Annotated in this window: 17 protein-coding genes; 6 read left to right on the top strand and 11 right to left on the bottom strand. The window is 56.1% G+C overall.

Annotation, left to right across the window (positions count from 1 at the left end):
* Nucleotides 1-3: 3 nt before the first annotated feature.
* The 4 genes from preA to B3Z17_RS01200 all read right to left on the bottom strand — a co-directional run bounded on the left by preA (nucleotide 4) and on the right by B3Z17_RS01200 (nucleotide 5,671).
* Nucleotides 4-1,278, bottom strand: coding sequence for an NAD-dependent dihydropyrimidine dehydrogenase subunit PreA (gene preA / locus B3Z17_RS01215; RefSeq protein ID WP_286828219.1), 1,275 nt, complete (start codon nucleotides 1,276-1,278; stop codon nucleotides 4-6).
* Between the two features lie 9 nt (nucleotides 1,279-1,287).
* Nucleotides 1,288-2,631, bottom strand: coding sequence for an NAD(P)-dependent oxidoreductase (locus B3Z17_RS01210; RefSeq protein ID WP_286828218.1), 1,344 nt, complete (start codon nucleotides 2,629-2,631; stop codon nucleotides 1,288-1,290).
* Between the two features lie 216 nt (nucleotides 2,632-2,847).
* Entirely contained in the window at nucleotides 2,848-5,088 is a 2,241-nt protein-coding gene (locus B3Z17_RS01205) for a TonB-dependent receptor (protein WP_286828217.1), read from the bottom strand.
* Nucleotides 5,089-5,338: 250 nt separating this feature from the next.
* A complete protein-coding gene (locus tag B3Z17_RS01200; protein WP_286828216.1) occupies nucleotides 5,339-5,671 on the bottom strand; it encodes a hypothetical protein in 333 nt (110 codons plus the stop codon).
* 96 nt (nucleotides 5,672-5,767) lie between these two features.
* Between B3Z17_RS01200 and B3Z17_RS01195 the strand changes: the two genes are divergently transcribed.
* The 5 genes from B3Z17_RS01195 (at nucleotide 5,768) to B3Z17_RS01175 (ending at nucleotide 12,891) form a co-directional block, all read left to right on the top strand.
* Nucleotides 5,768-7,399 carry an alpha-D-glucose phosphate-specific phosphoglucomutase gene (locus B3Z17_RS01195; protein WP_286828215.1) on the top strand — a complete coding sequence of 544 codons (1,632 nt, stop codon included), beginning with the start codon at nucleotides 5,768-5,770 and terminating at the stop codon, nucleotides 7,397-7,399.
* A gap of 184 nt (nucleotides 7,400-7,583) precedes the next feature.
* Nucleotides 7,584-8,009 (top strand): GntR family transcriptional regulator, encoded by a 426-nt coding sequence (locus tag B3Z17_RS01190; RefSeq protein ID WP_068305156.1) that lies wholly within the window; start codon nucleotides 7,584-7,586, stop codon nucleotides 8,007-8,009.
* A gap of 7 nt (nucleotides 8,010-8,016) precedes the next feature.
* The gene (locus tag B3Z17_RS01185) at nucleotides 8,017-8,922 is read left to right on the top strand and encodes an ABC transporter ATP-binding protein (protein ID WP_068305155.1); all 906 of its coding nucleotides are present in this window, start codon (nucleotides 8,017-8,019) and stop codon (nucleotides 8,920-8,922) included.
* Nucleotides 8,923-8,931: 9 nt separating this feature from the next.
* Nucleotides 8,932-10,785 carry a hypothetical protein gene (locus B3Z17_RS01180; protein WP_286828214.1) on the top strand — a complete coding sequence of 618 codons (1,854 nt, stop codon included), beginning with the start codon at nucleotides 8,932-8,934 and terminating at the stop codon, nucleotides 10,783-10,785.
* A gap of 72 nt (nucleotides 10,786-10,857) precedes the next feature.
* The gene (locus B3Z17_RS01175) at nucleotides 10,858-12,891 is read left to right on the top strand and encodes a S9 family peptidase (protein ID WP_286828213.1); all 2,034 of its coding nucleotides are present in this window, start codon (nucleotides 10,858-10,860) and stop codon (nucleotides 12,889-12,891) included.
* Nucleotides 12,892-12,981: 90 nt separating this feature from the next.
* Here the strand turns inward: B3Z17_RS01175 and B3Z17_RS01170 are convergent, their stop codons facing one another.
* From B3Z17_RS01170 to B3Z17_RS01140, 7 genes are all read right to left on the bottom strand, one after another.
* Nucleotides 12,982-15,534, bottom strand: coding sequence for a glycoside hydrolase family 3 protein (locus B3Z17_RS01170; RefSeq protein ID WP_286828212.1), 2,553 nt, complete (start codon nucleotides 15,532-15,534; stop codon nucleotides 12,982-12,984).
* A gap of 142 nt (nucleotides 15,535-15,676) precedes the next feature.
* Nucleotides 15,677-16,480 (bottom strand): glycoside hydrolase family 16 protein, encoded by an 804-nt coding sequence (locus tag B3Z17_RS01165; protein ID WP_286828211.1) that lies wholly within the window; start codon nucleotides 16,478-16,480, stop codon nucleotides 15,677-15,679.
* Nucleotides 16,477-17,985, bottom strand: a complete 1,509-nt coding sequence (locus B3Z17_RS01160; protein WP_286828210.1) for a tryptophan halogenase family protein — start codon at nucleotides 17,983-17,985, stop codon at nucleotides 16,477-16,479. Before B3Z17_RS01160 ends, B3Z17_RS01165 begins: the two co-directional genes overlap by 4 nt.
* Entirely contained in the window at nucleotides 17,982-18,995 is a 1,014-nt protein-coding gene (locus B3Z17_RS01155) for a cupin-like domain-containing protein (RefSeq protein WP_414672758.1), read from the bottom strand. Before B3Z17_RS01155 ends, B3Z17_RS01160 begins: the two co-directional genes overlap by 4 nt.
* Nucleotides 18,995-19,711 carry a SapC family protein gene (locus tag B3Z17_RS01150; protein ID WP_286828208.1) on the bottom strand — a complete coding sequence of 239 codons (717 nt, stop codon included), beginning with the start codon at nucleotides 19,709-19,711 and terminating at the stop codon, nucleotides 18,995-18,997. The genes B3Z17_RS01155 and B3Z17_RS01150 overlap by 1 nt, the downstream gene beginning before the upstream one ends.
* A 206-nt stretch (nucleotides 19,712-19,917) precedes the next feature.
* Nucleotides 19,918-22,869, bottom strand: coding sequence for a TonB-dependent receptor (locus B3Z17_RS01145; RefSeq protein ID WP_082714571.1), 2,952 nt, complete (start codon nucleotides 22,867-22,869; stop codon nucleotides 19,918-19,920).
* A 369-nt stretch (nucleotides 22,870-23,238) separates the two neighbouring features.
* Entirely contained in the window at nucleotides 23,239-24,267 is a 1,029-nt protein-coding gene (locus B3Z17_RS01140; protein WP_068305136.1) for a LacI family DNA-binding transcriptional regulator, read from the bottom strand.
* A gap of 139 nt (nucleotides 24,268-24,406) precedes the next feature.
* Between B3Z17_RS01140 and B3Z17_RS01135 the strand changes: the two genes are divergently transcribed.
* On the top strand, nucleotides 24,407-25,756 hold the full coding sequence (locus B3Z17_RS01135; protein ID WP_286828207.1) for an MFS transporter: 1,350 nt from the start codon (nucleotides 24,407-24,409) through the stop codon (nucleotides 25,754-25,756).
* Nucleotides 25,757-25,786: the final 30 nt, after the last annotated feature.

The following is a 25,786-nucleotide window of genomic DNA, read 5'->3' as shown; positions in this document are numbered from 1 at the left end:
CGCTTATTCCGCTGCCTTCATCGGGTTCAGCGGATGTTCGGGCCAGGTCATATAGGGTTTGCCGTTATCGACAGGCCGCATTTCAATGCAATCCGGCACCGGGCAGATCATGGCGCACAAGTTGCAGCCAACACAGTCTTCGTCCACTACCGTGAAGCTGCGCCTACCGTCTTCCTTGACGGCATACTCGATCGCCTGGTGGCTTGTGTCTTCGCAGGCGATATGGCAACGGCCACATTCGATGCACTTATCCGGGTCGATAAAGGCCTTGGTGTCGAAATTCATATTCAGGGCATTCCAATCCACCGTGTTCTTCACAGCCTTGCCCCGGAAATCCTCAAGCGTTTTGTAGCCCTTCTCATCCATGAAGTTCGAAAGACCGGCGATCATGTCATCCACGATGCGGAAGCCGTACAGCATGGCGGCGGTGCAGACCTGCAGGCCGTTGGCCCCAAGGGCGATGAACTCGGCCGCGTCGCGCCAGGTCTCAATCCCGCCAATAGCCGAAATCTCGAGCCCCTGGGTGTCCGCAGAGCGGGCGATTTCCGCAACCATATTGAGCGCAATCGGCTTGACCGCCGCACCGCAATAGCCGCCATGACTGCCCTTGCCGTCCACGACAGGCGTGGGCGACATGGCGTCCAGGTCCACCGACACGATGGAATTAACCGTGTTAATGAGCGACACCGCGTGCGCGCCGCCCTTTTTCGCAGCCTCTGCTGACCACAGAATGTTGGTGATATTGGGCGTCAGCTTAGTGAAAACCGGCAGGTCCACCGCTTCCCTGATCCAGCGGGTGGTCTGCTCCACCAATTCAGGCACCTGCCCGATAGCAGAGCCCATACCGCGTTCGCACATGCCGTGCGGGCAGCCAAGGTTCAGTTCAATCCCGTGCACGCCCGAATTGGCGATCTTGATCGCCAGCTCTTTCCAGGCCTGCTCGTCAATCGGTGCCATCATGGAGCCGATGATCACCCGGTCAGGCCATTCCTTGCGCGTCTGCTCGATCTCCCGCAGGTTCACGTCCAGCGGCCGGTCGGAAATCAGCTCGATATTATTGATGCCGATGATGCCGCGGTCAGCATCCTGATGCACGCCGTAACGGCTCGAGACATTCACGACCGGCGGGTCTTCGCCCAGCGTTTTCCATACAACACCACCCCAGCCCGCCTCAAAGGCGCGGACAACATTATAATATTTGTCCGTTGGCGGCGCGGACGCCAGCCAGAAGGGGTTGATGCTATCGATTCCTGCGATCTTGCAGCTTAAGTCAGCCATTATCCCCTCCTACGCTTTCAAGAATTCGTCGATGGCGTGAGCGGCCTGCTTGCCGTCTTCCACTGCCTGCACCGTCAGGTCCTCGCCAGACTTGACGCAGTCCCCGCCCGCGAACACGCCGGTGAGGCTGGTGGCATAGCCGTCCAATACGGACACTTTGCCCGCTGCCAGGTCAAGCCCGTCCAGTGCGCTGCCGTCCAGCTTCTGCCCGATGGCTTTCAAAACCATGTCCGTTCGCACTTCGAACGTTTCACCGGTGCCTACCAGTGTACCATTTTTTTCATCCATTGCGGTGCGCTCGAACACCATAGACGTCACATGGCCATTGCCGTGGATCGCCACAGGCTGGGCCCACAGCTCAACCGTCACACCGTTGGTGCGCGCCAGCTCAATTTCAAAGCCCGTCGCGCTCATGGCCTCTTCACCACGCCGATAAACCAGCGTGACCTTTTCAGCACCCAGCGCCCGGCTCTGGACGGCAGCATCAATCGCGGTGTTGCCGCCGCCGATCACCACCACATGCTTGCCGACTTTCATGTGCGCCTTGTTGCTCTCTTGCCTGAGATCTTCAATGAACTGGATGGCATCCAGAACGCCGCCCTTGTCTTCGCCGTCAAGCCCCAGCTTGTTGGTGTCGCCAAGGCCCACGCCCAGGAACACCGCATTGAAGGTATCGCGAAGTTCACGCAGGCTGATATCCTTGCCAAGCGCCTGACCATGCTTGATCTCGATCCCGCCGACACCCATCAGGAAGTCAACCTCGCGCTGGGCGAAGTCATCGACCATCTTGTAGGCGGCAAGACCATATTCGTTCAGGCCGCCGGACTTTGGCTTGGCTTCAAACACAGTCACATTGTGGCCCAGCATGGCAGCCCGGTGCGCACAGGAAAGCCCGGCAGGCCCCGCACCCACAACAGCAATGCGCTTGCCGCTTTCGGGTGCACGCTTAAACGGGTGTTCGCCACCCTTGGCCATCAGATGATCTACAGCAAAGCGCTGCAAGAGCCCGATCTCGACCGGTTCTTCATCGCCGTGATTGCGCACGCAAGCCTGTTCGCACAGCACTTCCGTGGGGCAGGCACGGGCACAGGTGCCGCCCATGATGTTCTGGCTGAGGATGGTTTTCGCCGCCCCTTCTGTGTTCCGGGTGCGTATCTGATGAATGAAGGTGGGGATGTCGATGGATGTCGGACATGCGGTTATGCACGGCGCATCATAGCAATAGATACAGTGATCAGCCGCCTGCATTGCCTGCAACTGGCTCAACGGCTTGTGCAGGTCTCCGAAGTTGGCAGCAATCTCATCATCCGACAGGCTAACACCACCTGCCGCACCACAAAGCTTGTGCGTCATAACCACTCCCTAAATTTTCCACTCCCACTTGTACGCTATCTATTCCTGACTATTTGGTCAAGAATAAAAAACATAAAGGATACAGTCACGTAAGCACATTTTCGTGAAGCTGCAGCGACAGAAACAGCCTACTCCCGATCAAGATATACTTGCATAAAAAAACGGGCCCGCAAATGCGAGCCCGTCATGTGCCAAGTTATGGCTGTTGTTTATGCCCTAGAGGCCAAAGCGTTTGGTGAAACGCAGGCCAAACTCGGACCGGTCATTGGACCGCACGACGCCCACGAAACCATGGAACGTGTTATTCAGGCGGCCCTGGTCATACACTTCGTTGAAGATGTTTTCGCCGTAGAGGTCCACATCCCAGGTGCCGTCTTCGCTGGTATAGCGCACGTTGAAGCCAAACAGGCTGCGCGCTTTCAGGAGTTCGGTATCCGAGTTCACCACCTGGCCGAACATATCGTCGCGGTAGCTATAGTCCGCCTGCACTGTCAGCTCACCACCGCCATCAAGCATGGTGCGGTAGCCCGCCAGCACAGACGCCGTCAGCTCAGGCGCCAGCGGCAGCTTGTCACCAACCGCGACACCCAGAACTTCGCCTTCAAGGCTGCGAATTTCTGCATCCAGGTAACCGATGGAGGTATTGATGAACACGCCGCTGTCGAGATTGAGCTTGCTGTCGATCTCGAACCCGCGACCACGCGCCTTGGCGGCGTTGCCCGCACGGGTCACAAAGCCGCCAGCCTGCGGTTCAGACACCTGTACCACAAAGTCGGTATAGTTGGTGGTGAAGGCAGACGCCATCAGAAGCCAGTTGTCTGTTACCTGCCCTTTGAAGCCCACCTCATAGTTCAGCGCCTTCACTTCATCGAACGGGTCGAACTGCGCTTCGCCGCCGAACGGACGGGGCGGCAGACCACCTGTCTGATACCCACGCTGCACGGTTGCGTAAACCGACATATTGTCGTTCAGCGCATAGGTCATGTTGGCGTCCCAGGTAACAGCGCTTGTGTCAACTTCCTCGAAGTCGCGTACACCACCGAAGCTTGGAAACAAGGCGTTCGCCTCTTTCTTGTCTTCAGAATAGCGAAGGCCGCCGCCGATCGTCAGCTTATCGTTCACATGGTAGGAGCCGTTCGCGTAGATGGCGTATGCATCTGTTTCCTGGGCCAGATCGAAGAAGTCACCGTTCGCAATGGTGCCCGGGGTGTCAACCTGTCCATTGAAGGGTGAGAAGTTGAACGGACCTGAGAAGGCACTGCCGTCTTCGTTGAAGTAAAAGAGGCCCGACACCAGATCGAAATTGTCCCACGAACCGTTAATCTGAAGCTCGGCGCTATATTGCTCGGCTTCGCCCTCTTCCGGGAATTCAGACAGATGATAGGCCGTGGCGTCATCATCAAGCCCGCCGGTGTATTCCGTGCGGCGCCAGCTGGCGATAAACTTGGACGTCAGGTTTTCATTCATGTTCCACTCGGCTGTCATGGAAACACCCAGCGCGTTCGCGGACGTGCTCTCAAGCCCAGGCACAGCGGTGGCCAGGTCATCCGGGTCTGCCGGGAAGTCTGCATCACCCAGTTGCGGCAGTGGACCACAGCAATCGGCCGGTGCGCCGATCACTTCAGCGATATAGGGCGACTGGCCCGCTTCATTGTCCATGCCGTCAATGGCGAACAGGAGCGAGAATGTGTCACTTGGTTCGATCAAGAGTGCGACGCGGCCATTGAATTCTTTCTCTTCACCGATTTCGGCTTCCGGGTTGGCCAGATTCACGGCCTCGCCCACGCCGCCACGGTGCTTGAAGCTACCGGTCGCAGACACAGCGATCTTGTCCGACAGGCGCGTGTTGGCATAGAAGCTGCCGGCGTAGCGGTCCCGGGTACCAAGCTGCACGTCAACTTCGGCACCCTCTTCGTCGCCCGGCTTGCGGGTCACGATATTCACGGCCCCACCCAGCGTGTTACGGCCATATAGCGTGCCCTGGGGCCCGCGCAGCACTTCGACACGCTCGATGTTCTTCAGCGTCAGGTTGGACCCCATCTGGCGACCAAGATACACACCGTCGAGATACACGCCAACGCCTGGGTCGGTGGTGATCAGGTGATCCTGGATGCCGATACCGCGAATGAAGATCGCCGCCGCCGCCGTGTTGCCGACACCAAAGCGCGATACATTCAGGTTCGGCACATATTTGCCAACATCATCCATGTTGCTGACATTGAGCGCCTTCAGCGCGCTTTCACCAAACACGGAAAGCGCGGTTGGCGTCTCGAAGATGCTTTCTTCGCGCTTCCGGGCGCTCGTGACCATGATTTCCTCAAACTCACCATCGAACACGCTCTGCTCATCCTGGGCGTTCGCGACTGAGCCAACTGACAGCATGGCCAGCGTTGCAGCTGTCGTCATTAAACCGGCAGCATAACGCCGCCCTAACTGGGGTGTTTTCCTCATTTTCATGTTCCTCCCCCGATCAATGTCGGGACTTTCTCTTTATCCGCGCCTAATGCGATCACGGCGCGTTTCTTAATGGGATGCACTAAAGACAAAACAGAGGGACGCTATGAGTTCCTGACTTTCTAGTCAAGAACATAAAAATACAAAATATATGTGTCCCGAAAATGTGATCCGGCGTGATACCGGCCTCACAGGGAAAACCGCCATTTCCTGCGAATATAATGACTTCAATCCAGTTAACTTTATGAAAATTCTATGTTTTACCCGAATAGAGAAAAACGACTGTCGCGGGCGGTGGCAGTGATAGCATCAGACAATAGGGCTTGATGTACCACGGCACAGATTTAGCCATTTGCCCGCCAAAGATGTAGGGCTGGCGCGAAATTACACACCACCATGCAATCGTCAGCTTTTTGGGACGGAGGGTGCAGACGACGCCAAAGATGCTATAATCAGCCTTCACCGGTTTCTGGCCCGCACAGGCGCCAGCCTGAATGCCGTACAGGTCGAGGCCCTTCAAGAACAGATGAACATACCGGCACCACGACCGAGCAACCCAACTGGCGCCGGAAATTGTCTCATCCAATTGAAACAATCTTTGGCCACAAAGCGGTATCAGATATTTTGGCAGCCATCACCGACATACGTGGTGGCCCACACGAATGAAGCGAGAGCGACAGCCATGACCATCAAAATCGTTGAGACCACCCCATTTGACGGCCAGAAACCCGGCACCTCGGGCCTTCGGAAGAAGGTCAAGATATTCCAGCAACCAGGCTACATGGAAAACTTTGTCCAGAGTATCTTCGATGCCCTGGGTGGGGTCGAGGGCGTGTCACTAGTGGTGGGTGGCGACGGCCGCTTCTATAATGACGTTGCCATCCAAACGATCCTGAAGATGGCATCTGCGAATGGCGTGGCACGGGTTATTGTCGGCCAGCATGGTTTCCTGTCAACGCCCGCTGCATCCTGTGTGATCCGCAAAGGCGAACATACCGGCGGCATCATCCTGTCGGCCAGCCATAATCCTGGTGGCCCGGACGATGATTTCGGCATCAAATATAATGCCTCAAATGGCGGTCCTGCGGCGGAAAAGATTACAGATGCCATCTACGCCATGACACGGGAAATCAGCGAATATCGCATCATGGACGCGCCGGACATCGACCTTGGCACCCTTGGTGAAACCACCTTGGGGGCCATGACCGTAGAAATCGTGGATCCGGTCGTCGACTATCTGGAACTGATGGAAGACCTGTTTGATTTCGATGCCCTCAAAAGCCTATTCAAGGGCGGTTTCCGCCTATGCTTTGATGCCATGCATGCCGTCACCGGCCCCTATGCCAAAGCCATTTTTGAAGATGTCCTTGGCGCGCCAGCAGGCACGGTAATCAACGGCGAACCAAAACCGGATTTCGGCCGCGGCCACCCGGACCCGAACCCGGTTTATGCCAAACAGCTGTTCGATGTGATGTTTGGCCCGGACGCCCCCAACATGGGTGCGGCGTCAGATGGCGACGGGGACCGCAACATCATACTCGGGCGCAACACCTATGTAGCACCTTCCGACAGCCTGGCGGTACTGGCGGCCAACGCCCAGCTGATACCGGCCTATAATCAGGGCCTCAGGGGCGTCGCCAGGTCCATGCCCACAAGCTGCGCTGTGGACCGAGTGGCTGCTGCAATGAAAATCCCCTGCTTTGAAACACCCACGGGCTGGAAGTATTTCGGCAATCTCTTGGATGCCGGGCGCGCCACGCTGTGCGGCGAGGAAAGCGCGGGCACGGGCTCTGACCACCTGCGCGAAAAGGACGGCATCTGGGCGGTCCTGATGTGGCTCAACATCCTGGCCGAGACCGGCAGCAGCGTGAACGACATACTGACCAGCCACTGGCACAGCTATGGTCGGAACTATTATTCCCGCCACGACTATGAGGCCCTGGATGCGGGCACAGCCCAGGAACTGATCGCCGCCCTGCGCGCGAAGGTTTCTGAACTGCCCGGCGAGCGGTTTGGCGACGAAACGGTCGAGCTTGCGGATGATTTCTCTTACAGCGACCCGGTTGATGGGTCCGTCGCCTCAGCGCAAGGCATCCGGGTGATGTTCAAAAGCGGGTCTCGCGTGGTGTACCGGTTGTCTGGTACCGGCACGGAAGGCGCAACACTAAGGGTCTATATCGAGCGTTTTGTCGCTGGGCCAGACGGCCTTGATGAAGACACCCAGGAAGCACTCGCCCCGCTAATCGCCATCGCCAGGGATCTGGCGGAAATCAGAGAGCGTACCGGCCGCGCGGAGCCATCCGTCATCTCTTAAGTCTTCTCACCAGAAACCGAAAAAGCCTCGCGTCTGACGCGGGGCTTTTTTTGTGTCGGCAACACAGCCACCAGAGCACCCACAAAAGTATCTTTTAAATTCAGATGCTTACAGATGCATACTTGACGATCGAAACACTGTATGCACTGTACTATTACACATAGTACAGTTGATTCGAGGACCTATGACTGGCGTGACCAACTTGAGCATCCAGATCGTGACAGGCGACAGCCGGCCGATCTTCAAACAGATTGTCGATGGCATCCGTATGGAGGTGGCCAAAGGCAGCCTGCCGCCGGGTGCGAAGCTACCAAGCGTTCGCGGACTGGCGATGCAACTAATGATCAACGCCAACACGGTTGCCAAGGCATATGGCGAGCTTACAGCCCTTGGGTTGGTGGAAGCCCGACAAGGGCTGGGGCTTTTTGTCACCGAGCCGAGACAACTGTTGAGTGATGAGGAACAGCAAAAGCGGCTGGATGCAGCCGTTGGCGCGTTCATCAATGAAGTAGCGTACCTGAGTTACGACAGCGAGCACATAATCAAGGCAGTTCAGGACGCCCTTACAAGCCTTGGCGGCAAAGCCGGAAAAAACAGCGACGAAGGATAGAGAGAGTATGAACCACTGTATTCAAACCGAAGGGCTGACAAAGCGGTATGGCAAGAAAACAGCCCTCAAGGATTTCACGCTGGCCATCGGCCAGGGCGGCATTCACGCCATAGTTGGCTCTAACGGGGCGGGGAAATCCACCCTGTTTCGTATCCTTTTGGGCGTCACAACTGCCACAAGCGGCATCGCCCGCCTGCTGGGCGAGGACAGTCGCGATCTCTCGCCTGGCACGCGTGGTCGCGTTGGTTATGTGAATGAAGAACACACGCTGCCATTGTGGATGAAAGCACAGCAGATCACCGATCAGCAGCGCAGCTTCTACCCGGGTTGGAACCAGTCGATTTACGAGCAGGTGATTGGCTATTTCGACGTGGACCCTGGCCAGAAGATTTCCGGCCTGTCCCGCGGAGAGCGCGCCGGGCTTAACCTTTCCATGGCGCTGGCGCAGTCGCCTGACGTCCTTATTCTGGACGAACCAACGCTGGGCCTGGATGTAGTGGCGCGGCAGAGTTTTCTCGAAGCCCTGATGTTCACAGAAACAGAGGCCAACACCACAATCATCTATTGCTCGCATCAGATGGAAGAGATCGAGCGGGTCGCGGACCAGCTGATCATTATGGAAAAAGGGACACTTCAAAATAACAGCAGCCCGGACGCCTTTGTTGAGCGCATTTCCTACTGGATCGGCGACTTCGCAAATGGATTGCCTGCGAAAGGCGCCCTGCCTGGTTTCCTGACCTCCCGCACCATTGATGGGCAGCACCATATATTGGTCGCCGACCAAGGTGAAGAGTTTGGCCAGGTTCTGAAGAACAACGGGGCAAAGGCAGTCGCCAAAGCCCCGGTCAACCTGGAACGCGCCGTTAACGCCTTCCTGACCAAAAACCATAATACACCCGACAGCCGAGTATAGGACCTGAGCATGTTACAGATTTTCAAAAGCGAATTTCAGCGCTACCGCCTGTGGGCCATTCTGGCAACGGTGGGCCTCCTGGCCATCTACGTCTTCGTGGCGAAGCTTATGCCCTTCCTACAGGGCAATTCACCCTTCAAGTCCATGCTGTATCTGGGGTTGTTGCCACTTTCGGCCCTCTTCGGCTTTGTCCAGATGATGCTTCATCGGCGCACCAACCACTGGACCTACCTGATCCACCGGCCGCTGGCGCCACGGAATATCTATTTCGGCCTGGCGCTTGCCGGCGCAGCTGTCGTGTCCATGGTTGTTCTGGTTCCGTGGTTTATCATGGTTGGCGGGATGGATGCTTTCTCCGGTTCGGTAGTTGATACGCGCCACTATAGCTATGGCTTTTTCCTGCTATTTTGCTCGCTTGCAGCCTATTTCGTCGGCACTCTTGTAGCCATCAGCGCCAACAAAGGCGCCATTCTGCTGGCCATTTTCCTGAACTGGATGATGACCACAGAGCCCGAGAGCACATTCCTGCAGTTCTTCCCGATGCTGGTCATACTGGGGATCCTTGTGACGCTGAATGTTGTCAGTTTCAAACCGGACCTGAGTACCCATGAACGTCGCCCCTGGGCAATTACGCTTATGGTCTTTCCTATGACTTATGCCCTTCTGTTTGGCCTGTCCCTGTTCACAACGGTTTACTATCACGTTCCCAAATTCATCATGGGCACGCACCCCGACCTTAACCCGGTAGAAGGGACAGTCTCCTATATGTGGGAACTGGGCCCCGCAGAACAGGTGGCTTACGCCCTTGAGGGCAGCAGCCATCCTAAAACGGACTATTACATTAAGCAGGTCGAGCTTGCGGACATGGCCTATCTGGACAGTCGCGAGTGGTCATACCCGACAGAAGACCAGCTTCATACACTGGATATTCAGCATGCGCTTGCCCCCACGGGCACGAACAGCATATGGCAGTTCGCCCATGACGAGATGCTGATGATCGGCATGTCGGAAGCAACCAGAAAGCCCATCGGTGCCATTGGGGTAAACGGCTTTATCGACGATGCCTCACTTGCCACGGCAGCAGATCGATTTCAGGCAGTGCCCGTGATGGTTGGCAAGAAGTTCCTGATGACAAATAACCGCATGTACCAGCTGGATTTCGCTGAGCGCAGCATGGATATCAAGCATGAACTGCCCGCAGGCGAACGCTATGTCGCCAAGCCGCAAATCAGGGACGACTATGTCGCGATCCTGACAGACAAGCGCACATTGCTGTTTGACCCTAAAGTACTGCGCGACGAATTTGACAGGGCCGTACCGGAATACAGCATCGATCACCCAGCCTCACTAAGCAGCTTCCATTTTGTTGACACATACAGGTTGGTGGACGGTTATCTGATGCTGTATCGGGGGAACCATTTCTTTGGATTCAACAAGCCCGGCTCAGCTGTTGTCCATGCGAAACTCGGCGGCGCGGCGGAAACCATTCACGAGCGGCATTATGAGCTGAAACGCCACCCAAGCTGGATCCAATATCATTTCGAGATGATGTCCCCGACCATGGTTCTGATTGATCACCTGTACCGGTCAAAACTGATGAACAGTCGCATTGACAATATCAGGCCCGATGGTGACCTGGTCCTGAATGCGCTTCTCGGCAGGCAGCATCCTCCTCTTATCTACTGGATGGCTGGCATCCTGATGACCGTCTCTGCCGCCGCTGCCTTGATCATGAGCCGCAAGCATGGGCTTGGCCGCGCGCAGACTGCAACATGGGTGGCACTGTGCGCCATATTCAGCCTGCCAGCGCTGATCTCATTCTTCCTGATGAACCCATGGCGGACCAATCCGAAACAGGCCTAGCCCCAGGCCGGGAGGGGCTGGCCCATGCCCCTCCCCTGCAGTTAACGACAGCAAAAGATAGTGGATACAACAATGACGCCTTTTCAATTGAAAGCGCGCATTCAGGTGACGTGCGCCCTGATGCTTGCTGCAGCCAGCCTGTTCGCCGCCCCGGCGCCTGTTGCTGCCGACACCCTGGATGATGCGATCCAAACCGCCAAATCCCAATCCGAAGCCCCGCTTCTGTCCCGGTCTTTGTTGCTGAAGAAGCGCCAGATCGACTATGTCCGACTGTCGCCGAGCGGCGCCTTTCTGGCTTACAGCCTGAAGCATGGCAGGCACATGGAACTCTGGCTTTATGACGTCGCCAGTGAAACCCACAAGCGGTTGTTCGCAAGCGAGCTTGTAGACCAGATTTTCTGGTCTACCGACAGCCGTTATCTGTTTCTTGAATCATCACAAGGGGTGGCCGCCGTATCCATGGGAACACCCGATACACCGGCCTTTATCCTCAACCTGGATAGCGACAGCGATGAGCTACTATACAGGGTCGACCCAAGCCAGCCCCATGCGGTGATTGTATCAAAGGCAGCGACAGATGGCGGGCATGATTTCTTCCGCCTGCTTCCGGACAGTACGAAAGAGCTATTGTTTCAGTCATCCACTTTCGTCGGCGATGTCCTGCCCGGCACCGACGGGGTGTATTTCGCGGTGCGCATCGCAGGAGATGGCCTGGAGCTTGTTCGTATCCAAGGGGATACCGCCAAGCGCCTGCAGACGTGCAGTTTGGATGACCGCTGCAAACTGATTGCCTACGACCAAGCAACGGACAGCCTGCTTGTGCAGGGCACATTCGGCCAGAACCTCACAGGCCTTTACCGAATGGACGCTACAGATGGCACGGTCAACCGCCTGCACCAGGACCCCGGGGGAATGTTTGACATCAAATGGGTCATTATGGATACCGAGAACCAGCCACGTGCCGCTGGCTATCTGGACGACCACATTAGCTTCTATGGCCTCGACGCTGGTGCCCAACAGGCAATTGCAAAAATCGAAGCGGAGCTCGGGGCAGAGCAGTTGATGCTGCGCGCCAGCGATGACCTCACCCGCTGGCTGGCCGTGGATGACGGCATCCGGCCACCCAAAATCGCCCTTTATGACCGCATGGCCGACAACTTCACCTATCCCATGGAGCATATAACAGCCGAGGACCGCGACCTGCTGAAGTCCAGCGCCGCCATCCGTGTTCCCATCTGGTACAGCGTCAGCGACGGCATGCGCCAGCAAGGCTATGTGACCCTGCCTCGCGGCAAGAACCCTGCCGATGCGCCGCTTGTGATCGTGCCCCATGGCGGCCCGTGGGGCCGGGTTGACGGCACCTATGACACCCGCGCCCAATTCCTGGCAAATCGCGGCTATGCTGTATTTGAGCCCAACTTCCGGGCCTCCACCGGCTTTGGCAAGCAGTATACGCTAAGCGCTAACCGTGATTTCGGCGATGGTCGCGTGCAGCAGGATATCATCGACGGCATGGAATATGTTTTGTCTCGCGGTATCGGTGACAGGACCAGACTGGGCATATTCGGCCATTCCTTTGGTGGCTTCTCTGTGCTTGGGGCGATGGCCTTCACCCCCGAAACCTTCCGGGTGGGCATTGCTGGAGCACCCCCTGTCGATCTATCCAAAGCCATCAAATATTTCACCAATATGGATCGATCTCCTGCCTTTGCACTGCGCCTAAAGCGTTTCAAGAAATTGACGGTAGACCTGAATGATCCAGCAGACGTGAGGCGCATTCAGTCCCAGTCGCCGGATGCACACTGGCAAAAGATCTCACGCCCCCTCTATATCTGGGCCGGGGAGAAGGACCCGAAGGTCTCTGTGTTGAATGTGCGGGACTATGTGCTGCGGCTTCAAGGCAACACCCAGCCTGTTTCCTACCTGGAAGAGCCACGCGCAGGCCATAGCCCGAACAGCGCGCTTGCGATGGAAGCCTATTTCTACATGGTCGAAAAAGCATTGGCCGATCATCTGGGGGGCCGCCTTGAGATCGGCGGTGGCCAAAAGCTGAAGCGGCACCTGAAACGGGTTTTACTGATTGACGAAAACGCCCTGACAGAATGAAGGTCGATGCCTCCTGCCCAAAAAAAATGGGTCCGCGCGGTGCGGACCCGAGTGCCCCATAATAAGGCTGAGAGGTTAAGTTGCTAAGGGTTAGTTAGCAGGAACCGAACCGGCACCAGGATCGCACCAGTCCACGGTCTCAGTGGCTTTCACAACACCAATATTGGCAAAAGCCATGCTTGCCTTGCCTGTGACGCCAAACCGGAATGGCTCCAGCAGCGTCTCAAAGTCGGCAGCGTCTTCCGAGAGGCAAGCAAGAGGAACGGCGACCGTAGCCCACCCCTTGCCGGTGGAAGCTCTCAGGAATTCGTCAATATCAAGTGACCGGGTGCAGGCTTCACCACAGCGCACAGACAGGCTGGCGTCAGTAGCATCAAAACTGTCCACCCGCAGGTCGAACCGCAGTGCGGCACCAGCTTCTGCGTGATCGCTCAGGTCCATGGCAGGGGCATCGCCCATGAAGAACGCGCCGTTACCGTCACTGAGCCAATTCACCTTAACGGCGTCAGCCTGAATGTCTTTGTCCACCAATTCGGCAGTCATGGTACCGCCGGGAACCTGGGCATAGTAGCCGCTGATTACCTGCGAGGACTGGTCGCTAGCGACGAACAGACGCCACGGAGACATCGGACGCCCCACGAACAGATCCAGATCACCACCCGAAGCGGCAGCAACACCAACCACATCCTCAGGCAGCATGCCCACGACCGTGTCAGTATCGGCATAGGTCAGGCCATGGCCGAACGGAAACAGCGGCGCATACCCTTCGTCATGAAGGTTCAGCTTGCCCTGCAGCGGGTTGGCGGGCCAGGAGAAAGAGAGCCGCCCTTTGAAGTCATGGCGTGGGTTACCTTCAGCATCTGCGACCAGCACGTCCGCAACACCCTCCCCTTCAGAGCCGGGCAGCCAGGCAGCAACGAATGCGTCAGAGGCATTCAGTTCAGGATTGACCCAGAGCGGGCGGCCTGAAAGGAACACAGAAACCACAGGGATGCCGTCAGCTTTCAGCTCCTTGAGAAGTGCCAGGCTTTTCTTGTTGCCGGGTTCGAATTCAACCGTATCGATGTCGCCCTGGCCTTCCGCGTATGGCTCTTCGCCGAATACAACGACCGCCACATCAGGCTTGGTGTCATAGCTGCCGTCCACTGACAGCACTGCTGTACCGCCTGCTTCCGCCACAGCATCACGAATGCCGTCAAAGATGGAGGTCGCGCCCGGGAAATCGCTGTTCACGTTGCCCGTGCCCTGCCAGGTAATGGTCCAGCCGCCGGATTGCTTGCCGATATTATCGGCGCCGTCACCTGCCACCAAAACGGTTGCAGACGGGTTCAGTGGCAAAAGCCCACCGTTATTTTTGAGGAGCACAAGGCTTTCCCGCACGGCCTGACGCGCCACAGCCCGGTGTTCTGGCTGGCCGATGATGCCGTCCTGCCCTGCAACGCCGCGGTCAGACGGACGACCTTTCTCAAAAAGACCTGCCCTGATTTTCACCCGCAGGATGCGAGAAACGGCATCATCAAGCCGCGCCATGGAAATTTCACCGCTGTTTACCTGATCCAGCGTATTCTTATAAAGATCACGCCATTCCTCGATCGCCATGAACATATCAAGGCCCGCATTGATCGCGGTAGCACAGGACGCATTGGTGCAGCCCGGCACTTGGCCATGACCATTCCAATCACCCACGATGAAGCCTTCAAAACCCATCTGGCCCTTCAGCACATCCGTCAGCAGATATTTGCTACCGTGCAGCTTCTGGCCATTCCAGGAAGAAAAGCTTGCCATCGCGGTTTGAACACCAGCCGCCAGCGCACCCTTGTAGCCTGCGGCATGGATATCCAGCAGTTCCAGTTCCGGGATTTTGGCATCACCCTGGTCGTCACCGCCCTCTGTGCCGCCGTCCGCGATGAAGTGCTTTGCGGTTGAGACCACATGGTCCACATCCAGAAAGTCTGGTGTTCCTGGCACGCCCTGAACGCCTTCCACCATCGCGCGGCCATAGGCCTGTACGATTTCAGGGTTTTCAGAATAGCTTTCGTACGCCCGCCCCCAGCGGTCATCCTGAGCGACAGCCAGCGTCGGTGCGAATGTCCAGTCAATACCTGTTACGCGCATCTCAAGCGCGGTGACAGCACCAATCTGGCGCAGAAGCTCAGGGTTATTGGCGGCACCCAGGCCGATATTGTGCGGGAAGAGCGTAGCGCCAATGACGTTATTGTGGCCGTGTACCGCGTCACTGCCCCAAATAATGGGGATTGCCAGGCCGCCATCGGATGTGTCCATTGACGCATCATAAAAGGCGTCAGCCATGGCCAGCCATTCTCCGGGGGCCGCATATTTGTTGCGGTTCGGTAGCGAGCCACCACCGTTCAGCACGGAGCCGATATGGTAGGTTTTCACTTCCTCTGGCGAGATATGCTGGATTTCCACCTGCATGATCTGGCCCACCTTTTCTTCAACGGACATTTTCGCCAGGAGGGAAGCTACCTTCTGGTCAGTCGCCGGATCAGCCTTCACGGGGCTGGCAATTGTCGGCCACTCGACCTTGTCGGCCTGGCTATCGGTCGCGGTGGGCGCGTCCCCGCACCCTGCAAGGGCCAGTGCCGCAGCCACAACAAAAAATCGATAATCAAAATACTTCATAATCGTCCGCTTCCCTCGCAACACATCCCATCGGGCGCTATCATACTTCCCATATGATAGCGCTGTCATATTCATCTTAAACCTAGCACGAAAATCTGCCATGTCCACAAAAATCTGACAGCGCTGTCAGATGCAAGACAATTTATTTATCGGCCGTTTTCTGCCAAACACGGACCCAGTCGACCTCAAAGCGTGCAGGAAATGCGGCTTTGTCAACGCCTTCAGCACCGCCCCAGTCACCACCAACGGCAAGATTGAGGATCACATAAAAGGGATGGTCCAGCGGCCATTTTGCATGGCCATCACCAGCCTCTTTTTCGATCCGGTAATATTCCTGTCCGTCGATATACCAACGGATCTCATCTTCTTCCCATTCGACGGCATAGTCATGAAAGGCTTCCGCGGCGTCAGGCACTTGCATGAAGTCACCCTTCTGGGTGCCAATCTTGTGATTGTAGGCCCCGGTGTGGATGGTGCCATGCACCTGACCGGGGTTATAGCCCACGTGTTCCATGATATCGATCTCGCCAGACTTGGGCCATGGGCCGTAGCTGGCGGCCTTTGGCATCATCCAGAAGGCCGGCCATGTGCCCACACCCGATGGCAGCTTGGCCCGCATGGCAAAGCGGCCATAGGTCCAGCCCGGCATATCCTGTGTTGTGATCTTGGCTGAGGTTACCTTGTTGCCCATACGGGCCTCGATCACCAACTTGCCGTCCTGCACGCGCAGGTTCTTTTCACCACCCCTGTAGGCCTGCAGTTCATTATTGCCGAAGCCACAGTTCGTGGGACAGCCGTTGCCCTTCACCACACGCCAGACATTGGTATTCAGTTCTGGCCCATCGAATTCATCAGCCCAAACAAGCTCATAGCCATCATCGGACAGCACAGCCGTACTCATTGCGGCCAGCACGCCAGCCACAGATACGAATTTCATCAAAGTCATGCGGCCCCCTTCGCCATCACCTCAGTTGCCTTGCAGTATTGCTGCACATAATCGTTATGGCTTGGCAGCTGCATGGCTGTTTTCTCCACATTGGAGCGGATGTGCGCCAGGAAGTTATGCAACTCTTCGTCGGTCATCCGGTCCGCGATCGGGTGATACTGGCCGGGCATAATGCCCTGCCCCAGCATGACCTGTACCCAGCTGTTTTCGGCGAACAATTGGTCGTTCGGCCGGAACACCCGGCCCGCGTCACGGAACAAGGCAATACGGTGTTTCAGCCCGTCCGGGATGTCCATGTTCGCACATTGGCGCCAGAAGGGCGTGTCCCGGCGCTCGGTGACATGGTAATGGAGGATAATGAAGTCGCGGATATGCTCCATCTCATAGCTGGTCTGGGCGTTGAACTCGTCAATATCCGCCTGCACGATGCCGGTGTGTGGGAACATCTGCATCAGGCGGAAGATGCTGCGCTGAATCAGGTGGATGCTGGTGCTCTCCAGTGGTTCGATAAAGCCACTTGAAAGGCCTACCGCCACCACATTCTTGTTCCAGTGCTTGCGCCGGGTGCCTGTGCGGAATTTGATCACCCGCGGGTCCACCAGTGGTTTGCCTTCAATATTGTTCATCAGCGTATCAATGGCGGATTGGTCGTCCTGATAATTGCTGCAGAACACGAGCCCGTTGCCGACCCGGTGCTGCAGTGGGATACGCCACTGCCAGCCGCTGTCGTGGGCAATGGACTTGGTATAAGGGATCGGATCCGACACCGCTTCGGTCTGCACGGCAATTGCGCTGTCACACGGCAGCCAGTGGGTCCAGTCATGATAGCCGGTGTGCAGCGCACCTTCGATAAGGAGCGCGCGGAAGCCCGAGCAATCCACAAACAGGTCACCCTCGATCACCTTGCCGCCTTCAAGCGTCACGCTTTCCACATAGCCGCTTTCGCCGTTCTGCTGCACGCTTGTAATCTTGCCCTCAACGCGTTTGGCGCCATGCTCTTCCGCCATCTTGCGCAGGAACCCAGCATAGGCCGTGGCGTCCAGGTGATAGGCGTAATTCAGCCCCAGTTTCGGCAGATGGGCGAATTTGCTTTGCTCGGCAGCGATCAGCTCAAGGCAGTAATCCCCGAACTTATAGTCAATGCCTTCCTTCAGGCCCCGCAGCCAGAAATGCCAAAAGCCAGCCGTCCAGTGGTCCTTGCCGGTAATGCCGAAGGAGTGGATATAGCTTTCGCCTTTCTGCTTCCAGTTGACGAATTCGATGCCCAACTTGAAGGTGGCTTTTGTGGCGGCCATGAAGGCTTGTTCATCAATACCGATCAGCCGGTTATAGTTCACCAGCGTCGGAATGGTGGCTTCGCCCACACCCACAGTGCCGATCTGGTCGGACTCGATGAGCGTGATATCAAGCACGCCGCCCATGATTTTCGAGAGCGCCGTGGCGGCCATCCAGCCAGCCGTACCACCACCCACAATCACCACACGTTTAATCGTTTGTGCCGTCATCTGTTCAACCCATTCAAAAGGAAAGCGCGAATACGCCGCGCGTTATCGTCAGTCATCGGCCCCAGTACGCCCCTGCCCCGCTCAGGGATATGAGCCGTCGTTTCCTCTGTATTTTCAAATACATAGTGGTTGAAAATCTGTTGCCAGATTTTCTTCTGGTCTGCCGGAAGGTCGCGTATCGCCAGAAGCGCCAGCTGTAGCGCATTATTCGCCGGCCCCATATAGGACGGCGACTGGCGCCACCAGTAATTCACCAGCACATTGAAGGCTGCCAGGCCGTCCACCGCATGCCACCACATGCTGGGGATGAAGATGGCGTCACCAGCTTCAAGTTCGGCCACCTGCGCAACAGCGAGCGCATCGCGAAAACGCGGGAACCTGTCAAAATCAGGATTGTGCAGGTCCACCATGCTCACAGGCTGGCCTGCAGGTGTGAAATCAAGAGGGCCCACATAAAGGTTGGGCAGTTGATCTGGCGGGAACAGGGTGAAGCGCCGCTTACCGGCTGCCACACAGGCCACATTGTCCGCCAGGTCATAATGCGCCGCAATATGCGTACGGTTGCCGATCCAGATGCTTTCAATGCACTCCCTGTCGCCAAGGGGAATGCTGTTCTGTTCGCCAAATCCCGGCAAACAATCGCCGATAGTGGTAGAGCCCACATAGAAGAAAGGCGGCTTTTCGTCAGCCTCATGACTTTCCAGGAGGTCGAGAAACATATCGAGCTTGATGCGCTTATAATCGAAATTCAGGCCGCTCATGTCATCCTTGTAAAAAGGCTTGCCGCCCGCTTCCGGCCCGGCGTAGGAGACGATCACCTCCGTGCCATTATAGAGGCCTTTCAGATAGACCCCCGCCTCTGCTGCCGACTTCCTGCCCGCTTTCACAAACGGCCAGTCCGCTGCTAAACCGCGCAGCACCAATGGCTCCTGCCCGGTCAGCAACTCTTCCGTCAGGTCGGCGCTGGCGGCGCCCTTTATTTCACGGATGGGCTTCAGCTCGTTCATGATCAGCCCAGTATCCGGTTTTTCCGCTCAATCAGGTCCCGCAAATTTGAGAGCGAGGCCACAGCCATATAGAGCGGCTGCAGATAGCCCTTCTCATTGAGGACACCCAGTGCCGCACCATCGAGGCCATAGAGCTTTTCTTCATTGATGGCATGGAAGCCGACCAGCCGGTTGGTCGACCCATCCTTCAGGTCAATTTCCACCGCCAGAGGTTCCAGAAGGCCATAGCTGTCAATGGTGCTATAGAAATCGCCACTGGTGGAAGCACCCATATGAAGCCGGTCCAGGATCGCGGTAATCTGCTCAAGATATTCCGTGCTGCCGCCCTTGGGCAGGAACACGGGCTGGCCTTCTGTGGTGCTGACGCGCGGGCTGTCCATGTCCACATGAACAACGGTTTGCGGCTCTTCACCGGGGCGCTGCTGCATGCCTATCACAAACGGCTGCATTTCAACCACCATGGGCACATAGTGCGCATCCCAGCCTGCATCTGTCAGGAACAGGTTCTCGCCTTTGGTCAGTCCCATAAGGGCGACAGCCTGAATGGCACCGCTGTTCGGGTCCTTTTGAAACAGGATCGGATAGTGCGCCTGCAGGTCGCGAAATTCTGTGGGGAATGTAACACAGCTCATGATGGCGTCGCCAAGGGCCGCCGACCGCTCGGTAATAATGCGCAGATCCTTGTGATCCACATTGTTCAGCAAAACATGTTGCGTCATGAACCTTCTCTTCCACTTAACTGGTATTTTGTTTTTTATCAGCCTGTCCGGTTGCTCCCCAGCTCCGGCACGCTGTTCATGCTACGCCCGATTGGGCGGTCGGGACAAGGCACATAGGGGCAAAACCCGCGATGCCTTATACCCTTTAGGCAGAAAGCCGCCACGGATGGCGGCTTTCCATATGCTTGGGAAAGTCTGAAGGTGCGCTAGAACTTGTAGCGAACGCCCACATTGTAACGTGCACCGGCCTGGGTCGCCCACAGAACAGTGTTTTCACTGCGTCCGTGGTTGCGCTGCGTAGCCCCTGTCACGTTGATGCCTTCCAGGAAGACCGTAACCTGGTCATTCACATCGTAGCTTACGTTCACGTCGAACTGGCCATAGGCCTCTACATAGTTCGGATGACGCTGAGCATATTCACCCTGGATGATGCCAGCCAGGAACTTGTCACGCCAGTTGTAGGCAACCCGAACCTGCAAGCCGTCCTTGTCGTAGAAACCAACGACGTTTGCCGTGTCCGAAAGGCCAAACAGTGCGAACTGTTCCTGGTTCCAGTTTGTCAGGTCGTTGAAACCAACATCGCCATTTACGATGGTGTAGTTGAGGATGGCACCAAAGCCGCTGTCACCAAAGGTGTGCTGCAGGGCAAATTCCCAACCATTCAGCTTCGCAGAGCGCTGGTTCGACGGCACATTCACAACAAACTCAAGCGTCGGATCTTCGCCAGCAACGCCGAGGATGTTACCCGTGGTGTCACCATTGGAGTCAACGCCAGTGATTTCAACTGTGCTTGGGTCTGCGTTCGCGAAAATCCAGTTCCGGATTTCAACAAGGTCGTCACTGCCAACAGCCGCCACAGCGTCATTATAACGTGGGCCACCGAATGGGTTCGGCAGGTTAAACGGTGTTGCCGTGATGGTTTCCGTACCGATGAAGTTTTTCACTTTCTTGTCGAAATATCCGACTGCGAAATAGCTTGCATCGTCATAGTACCATTCAGCACTGAAATCCCAGTTGGTGGATTCGAATGGCAGGAGGCCCGGGTTACCCTGGCTACCTGTACCGCCACCAATACGGAAGATGTTGTTGATCGTCTGGCCACCCTGGATGTCCGCATAGTTCGGACGCGCAATTGTCTTCGAGTATGACGCCCGCAGGATAACGTCCTGAAGCGGCGAGAAGTCAATGTCGATGGATGGGAGCCAGTTATCGTAACTACCCTTCAGTTCCGTGAAGTCCTGCTCGGGCGAGAAGACCACCACTGCCTCGTTGGCTGCCACCCACTGTGTGCCAGTAGCAATCGGCACAAGTGCGCGGGAAGTCACATCTGTATCCTCATAGCGCAGGCCTGCCACGATATTCAGCGGATTACCGGAAACTTCCCAGCTTGCATTCACCTGGAAGTATGCCGCGAAGGATTCTTCCGTAGTGCGACGGTCAACCTGCCAGTCGGTAGACGCACACTGGCCATTGCCACCACAAACACCGTACAGGTCATCAATCAGACCGACCATGGTCTCAAAGTCATAGATAACCCACTCGTTGAAGAGTGCCGCATTGTCCGAGCCATCAAGCTTGTCGAACTTGTCGGCAACGCTGATGACTTCAAAGATGTCGTCCGGAAGGTCAGAAGCCGGGCCAGCACCGCCCCACGTATCACGCTGTACGTTGGCATAAGCCGAGCGCACTTTGTTTTCCGTGTAAGATGCACCGAAATCGATGCTTTCAACGATGCCCTCATCGAAATGCCAGGAGCCATTGAACTGCGCCTGCTCGATGTCTGTCCGCATGTAGCTGTTGCGGAAGCTCGAACCGGTGGACACGATACGCGATGGATCAATGCCCGTCAGGCCATCGATTTGCGTAATCGACAGAACCGGAAAGTCCTCGGAGAAGTCAACCGACTGCGACTGAAGCGAGAAGCTTGCTGTACCCAGTGCAACGTTGCTGCCATATGGGCTGTCCGCGCCGGATTCTGCGCTTGAGTTATGGTAGTCCAGCTCAAGCTCGAAATTGTCGGTTGGCGTCCATTCTACGTTGAAACCAAGGGACTTGTTCTCATTCTTGGTTGCGAACTCAACGCCGCCGAACGACAGGTCGCTTGGGCTCGCGCCGAAATCTTCCGAGTACAGCAGCGGACCAGCAACCGGGCCATCAGTCCAGGCGCTGGTAGTGTTGCCGTGGTTGAACCATACAGACATGTCGTGACGCTCTGTCCCGATCTTGTTCTGCGAATAGGTATAGTCAGCCGTCGCGGTGATGGTGTCCACAGGGCGGAACTGCATGGTCAACTGACCATTGATCCGCTCGCGGTCCACAGCCGTCATGGAATAAGCCATGTTCTGGGTCGTGGAATAATAATCACCCGCACCAGGGCGGTTGGTTACGTTGATGTCGGCTTCAGTGCCGCCATCCGGAATCTGCGGCAGTGTGCCCCAGTCGTTCTGGGTGCCTTCGAAAGCACCGCGCCAACCGGCGGAGGCCTGGTTATAGCCCAGCTTACGTTTCTGGTAGGAACCGGATACAGCCACACCAAACTTGTCTTCGGCGAAAGTGTTGCTGTAGAGGCCGGAGATTTCCGGCGTTACGGACGTACCTTCGCGAGAAGTATCCATCACCGCTTTGGCGCCGATTGTCGCCTTCATGCCCGGGCTTTCGAGCGGACGGGTGGTGGAGATATTGATCGTGGAACCGATGCCGCCGGTTGGGATAGACGCACGGCCGGTCTTGTATACTTGAACGCCAGAGATACCTTCAGCCGCGAGATTAGCGAAGTCGAAGGAACGAGAGCTTGAAGCACTTGTGTCTTCAAGACCGGAGGTCGGCATCTGACGACCGTTCAGGGTCACGAGGTTAAAGTCAGGGCCGAAGCCACGTACTGTTACCTTGCTGCCCTCGCCGTTCACACGGTCAATGGACACACCTGTGATACGCTGCAGCGATTCAGCGAGGTTGGTGTCCGGAAACTTACCGAAATCCTCGGCGCTGATGGCATCAACGATACCGCGGGCATCCCGCTTCACGTCCATTGCCTGTTTCAAGCTACCGCGAATACCGGTAACTACAATTTCTTCTAAATCCAGATCGTCAGACGAGGCGTCATTAGCCTCCTGAGCGAATGCGGTGGATGCTGTGACAGCCGCCAGAATAAGCGACATGGTACTCGCCACCGAATTTCGATAAATGCTTCCAGGTCTCATAAGTTTCCCTTCCGTTCCCCTAAGCTAAGTACATTTCCCTAACATGCGCTTAAATGGATCATATCTCCCAAATATGACAGCGCTGTCTTATCTAACTATAAAAATAGCCCGTATTTGTCCAGTCATTTCAGACAGCGCTGTCATAATTTGACTAAACTCAAATGACAAAATATCTTTTCTCACAATAAATTCATGGGCTTACGAGGAAAAAACCACACATTACCCATGGCAACTTATTTTGAAAAAAGACACCAAATACACGCATTACCCGCCTCACAGAGCACCATAAGGCGACTCGTAAGCTGTCATACGTGTCATATCATTGGATTACGCAGATAGTTTCCGAACGGATTTACGCTTGACCAACTCATAGTCAAAAATGACCGTCTTGTCTTCAAGCGCAGCGCTTTTGCCCTTGGCTTCGAGGATCAGGTCAACTGCGCCTGCTGCCATATCCTCAATAGGCTGACGGACAGTGGTGATTGCAGGCGACATAATCGTTGCCAGAAAATCATCGTCAAAACCCATGACAGATACATCAAGCGGCACACGCAAGCCGAGAGCCTGCGCACAAGCCACAACGCCAGCTGCCATTTCATCGTTACTGGCGAAAATGGCTGTGGGGCGACTTTCACTCTTCAGCAGTTTTTCAGCGGCGGTATAACCACTGTCGAAGGAAAACATACCTGGGGCAACCAGGTCATTGCTGACCGTCAGACCATGCGCCCTCATGGCCTTGGAATAGCCCTGCTCCCGGTCCAGGGAACAGCCGTGGTTGGGGTCGCCCTTGATGAAACCAATGCGCTGGTGTCCCTGCCCTATAAGAAATTCGGTAGCCTCAAACGCGGCCTTGTAATCATCAATTTCGATCTGGGCCATGTCTGTTGCATCAACGCCGGGGCCAATCCTTACCGTTGGCACACTGCGTTCCCGAAGCGCGTCAAGAACGGCAACGTCGTCACATACTGGCGACGACAGCACCACACCATCAAAACGAATGCTGTTCAAAATCTGCCTCAGCTTGGCGTCATTGCCGCGCTCCCTGAGCACATCAACAACAAGGTAGCAGCCTGCTTCTTCACAGCGGCGCAGAATCCCCCGTTGAACCTTGGAAATATAGTCACCGCTGGGGTCATCGACAAATAACCCGATCATGAAGGACCGGTTGCCCGCCAAGCCCCGCGCCTGCAGGGAAGGCCGGTAATTCAACTCTGCCGCAACCGCGAGAACCTTTTCTTTCTTGTCCTCTGAGACATATTTTTCGTTATTCAGAACGCGGGAAACGGTTTTCATCGACACGCCGGCAAGCCGGGCGACATCACTAATGGTCGCGTTTTTTCCCTTTAAATCATCCACTTCAACACTCCTGCGGCGCTCGACAAAACCTCAATAACACTATAGCTTCGTTATTGCGATTGTCACGTAATTATGATAGCGCTGTCAGGCACTTAACCAGGTTTCGGCCACACCCTCCACGGCCGCTTAGGGGACGGGATTGCACCAGAAAGCCGCCAGAACCGAATGGAAATCCTTTCTGGGATACGGCACGGGCGACTATGCCCTGAACCTGTTCTGGCAAAGCGTGGGCTTTTACCTGTTCTTCTTCTACACTGACGTGGTTGGCGTGCCGCCAGAAGTCGTGGGTACGATTTTTCTGATCGGCATGATATGGGACGCCGCAACTGATCCTGTCATGGGCTATCTTGCCGAACGAACCACGGGCCGATGGGGACCCTACCGACCTTATCTGCTCTTTGGCGCCATCCCGCTGGGAGTCTCATTTGCACTTTTGTTCACGCCGATCCATATCTCGGACAGTTTCTGGCAGGCCGCCTACATTCTAGGCACCCTTCTCCTGTTTCGCACCTGCTATACGGTAGTTTCGATCCCCTATTCCGCGCTGAGCGCCAGGGTAACCCGGGCATCCAACGGTCGGACACGTCTGGCAGCCATTCGCATGTATTGCGGTTTTCTGGGCGGCGTTTCCATTACCGCCTTTGCCAAATGGCTGCAGCAAAGTAAAACGGATGAAGTGGCATTTTCACTGATGGGATACAGCGCTGCAGTTGTCGGGATTATAGTCCTGATCATCTGCTTCATTTCCACTCGGAACACCCTGCAGGAGGATCTTCCTGACCGTCACCCCAGCGCCATGAGGGAAAGCCTCGCCGCGATCCTGAAAAACGGGCCGTTTTTGTTGCTGGTGGGGGGCATCATGCTGGTGACAGTTGCAACAACCATCATTGGGCAAAGCGTCCTTTATTTCTTTGAAAGCCAGGTGGGTGATCGCGGCCCCGGGACCACCGCTATCTTCATCATGTCCGGTGCGGGGCTGATTTGCATCCCGTTCTGGGCCTACGTTGCGCTCAAGATCGGCAAACGCAATGCCTGGCTGACAGGCAGTGTGATTGCAAGCGCTGGTTTGGCGCTCCTGTATGGTGGCTTCGGCGACAATTCGGTAACCGCGCTGGCTTCCATGGTGGTGGTGACACTGGGCCTCAGCTCCTTTGCGGTGATTTTCTGGAGCATGCTGCCAGACACCATTGAATATGGCGAATTTAAAAGCATGGTACAGAATGAAAGTCTGCTGATCGGCGTGGCTTCCTCTTTCCAGAAGATCTCCATAGGCCTGTCGGCCTTCGCGCTCGGCTTATTGCTTAAGTATGTGGGATATCAGGCGGATGCCCCCCTTGGCGCAGCCACGGCAGACGGCATTCGGCATATTTTCACCGTCATCCCCTTCGTTGCCCTCATGGTTTCAGGCCTGCTGATATTCTTCTATCCGATCACGGCGAAGCTGCACGGCGAGATCATCAGCGCACTGAAGGCTCGCAACAGCACTTGACCCGCAAGCAAACCAGTGCATGATCACCCG

Source organism: Kordiimonas sp. UBA4487 (assembly GCF_002389025.1).
Taxonomy (GTDB): domain Bacteria; phylum Pseudomonadota; class Alphaproteobacteria; order Sphingomonadales; family Kordiimonadaceae; genus Kordiimonas; species Kordiimonas lacus.
Note: the sequence above shows the minus strand (reverse complement) of the source record. Positions and strands in the feature narration are given on the sequence as shown.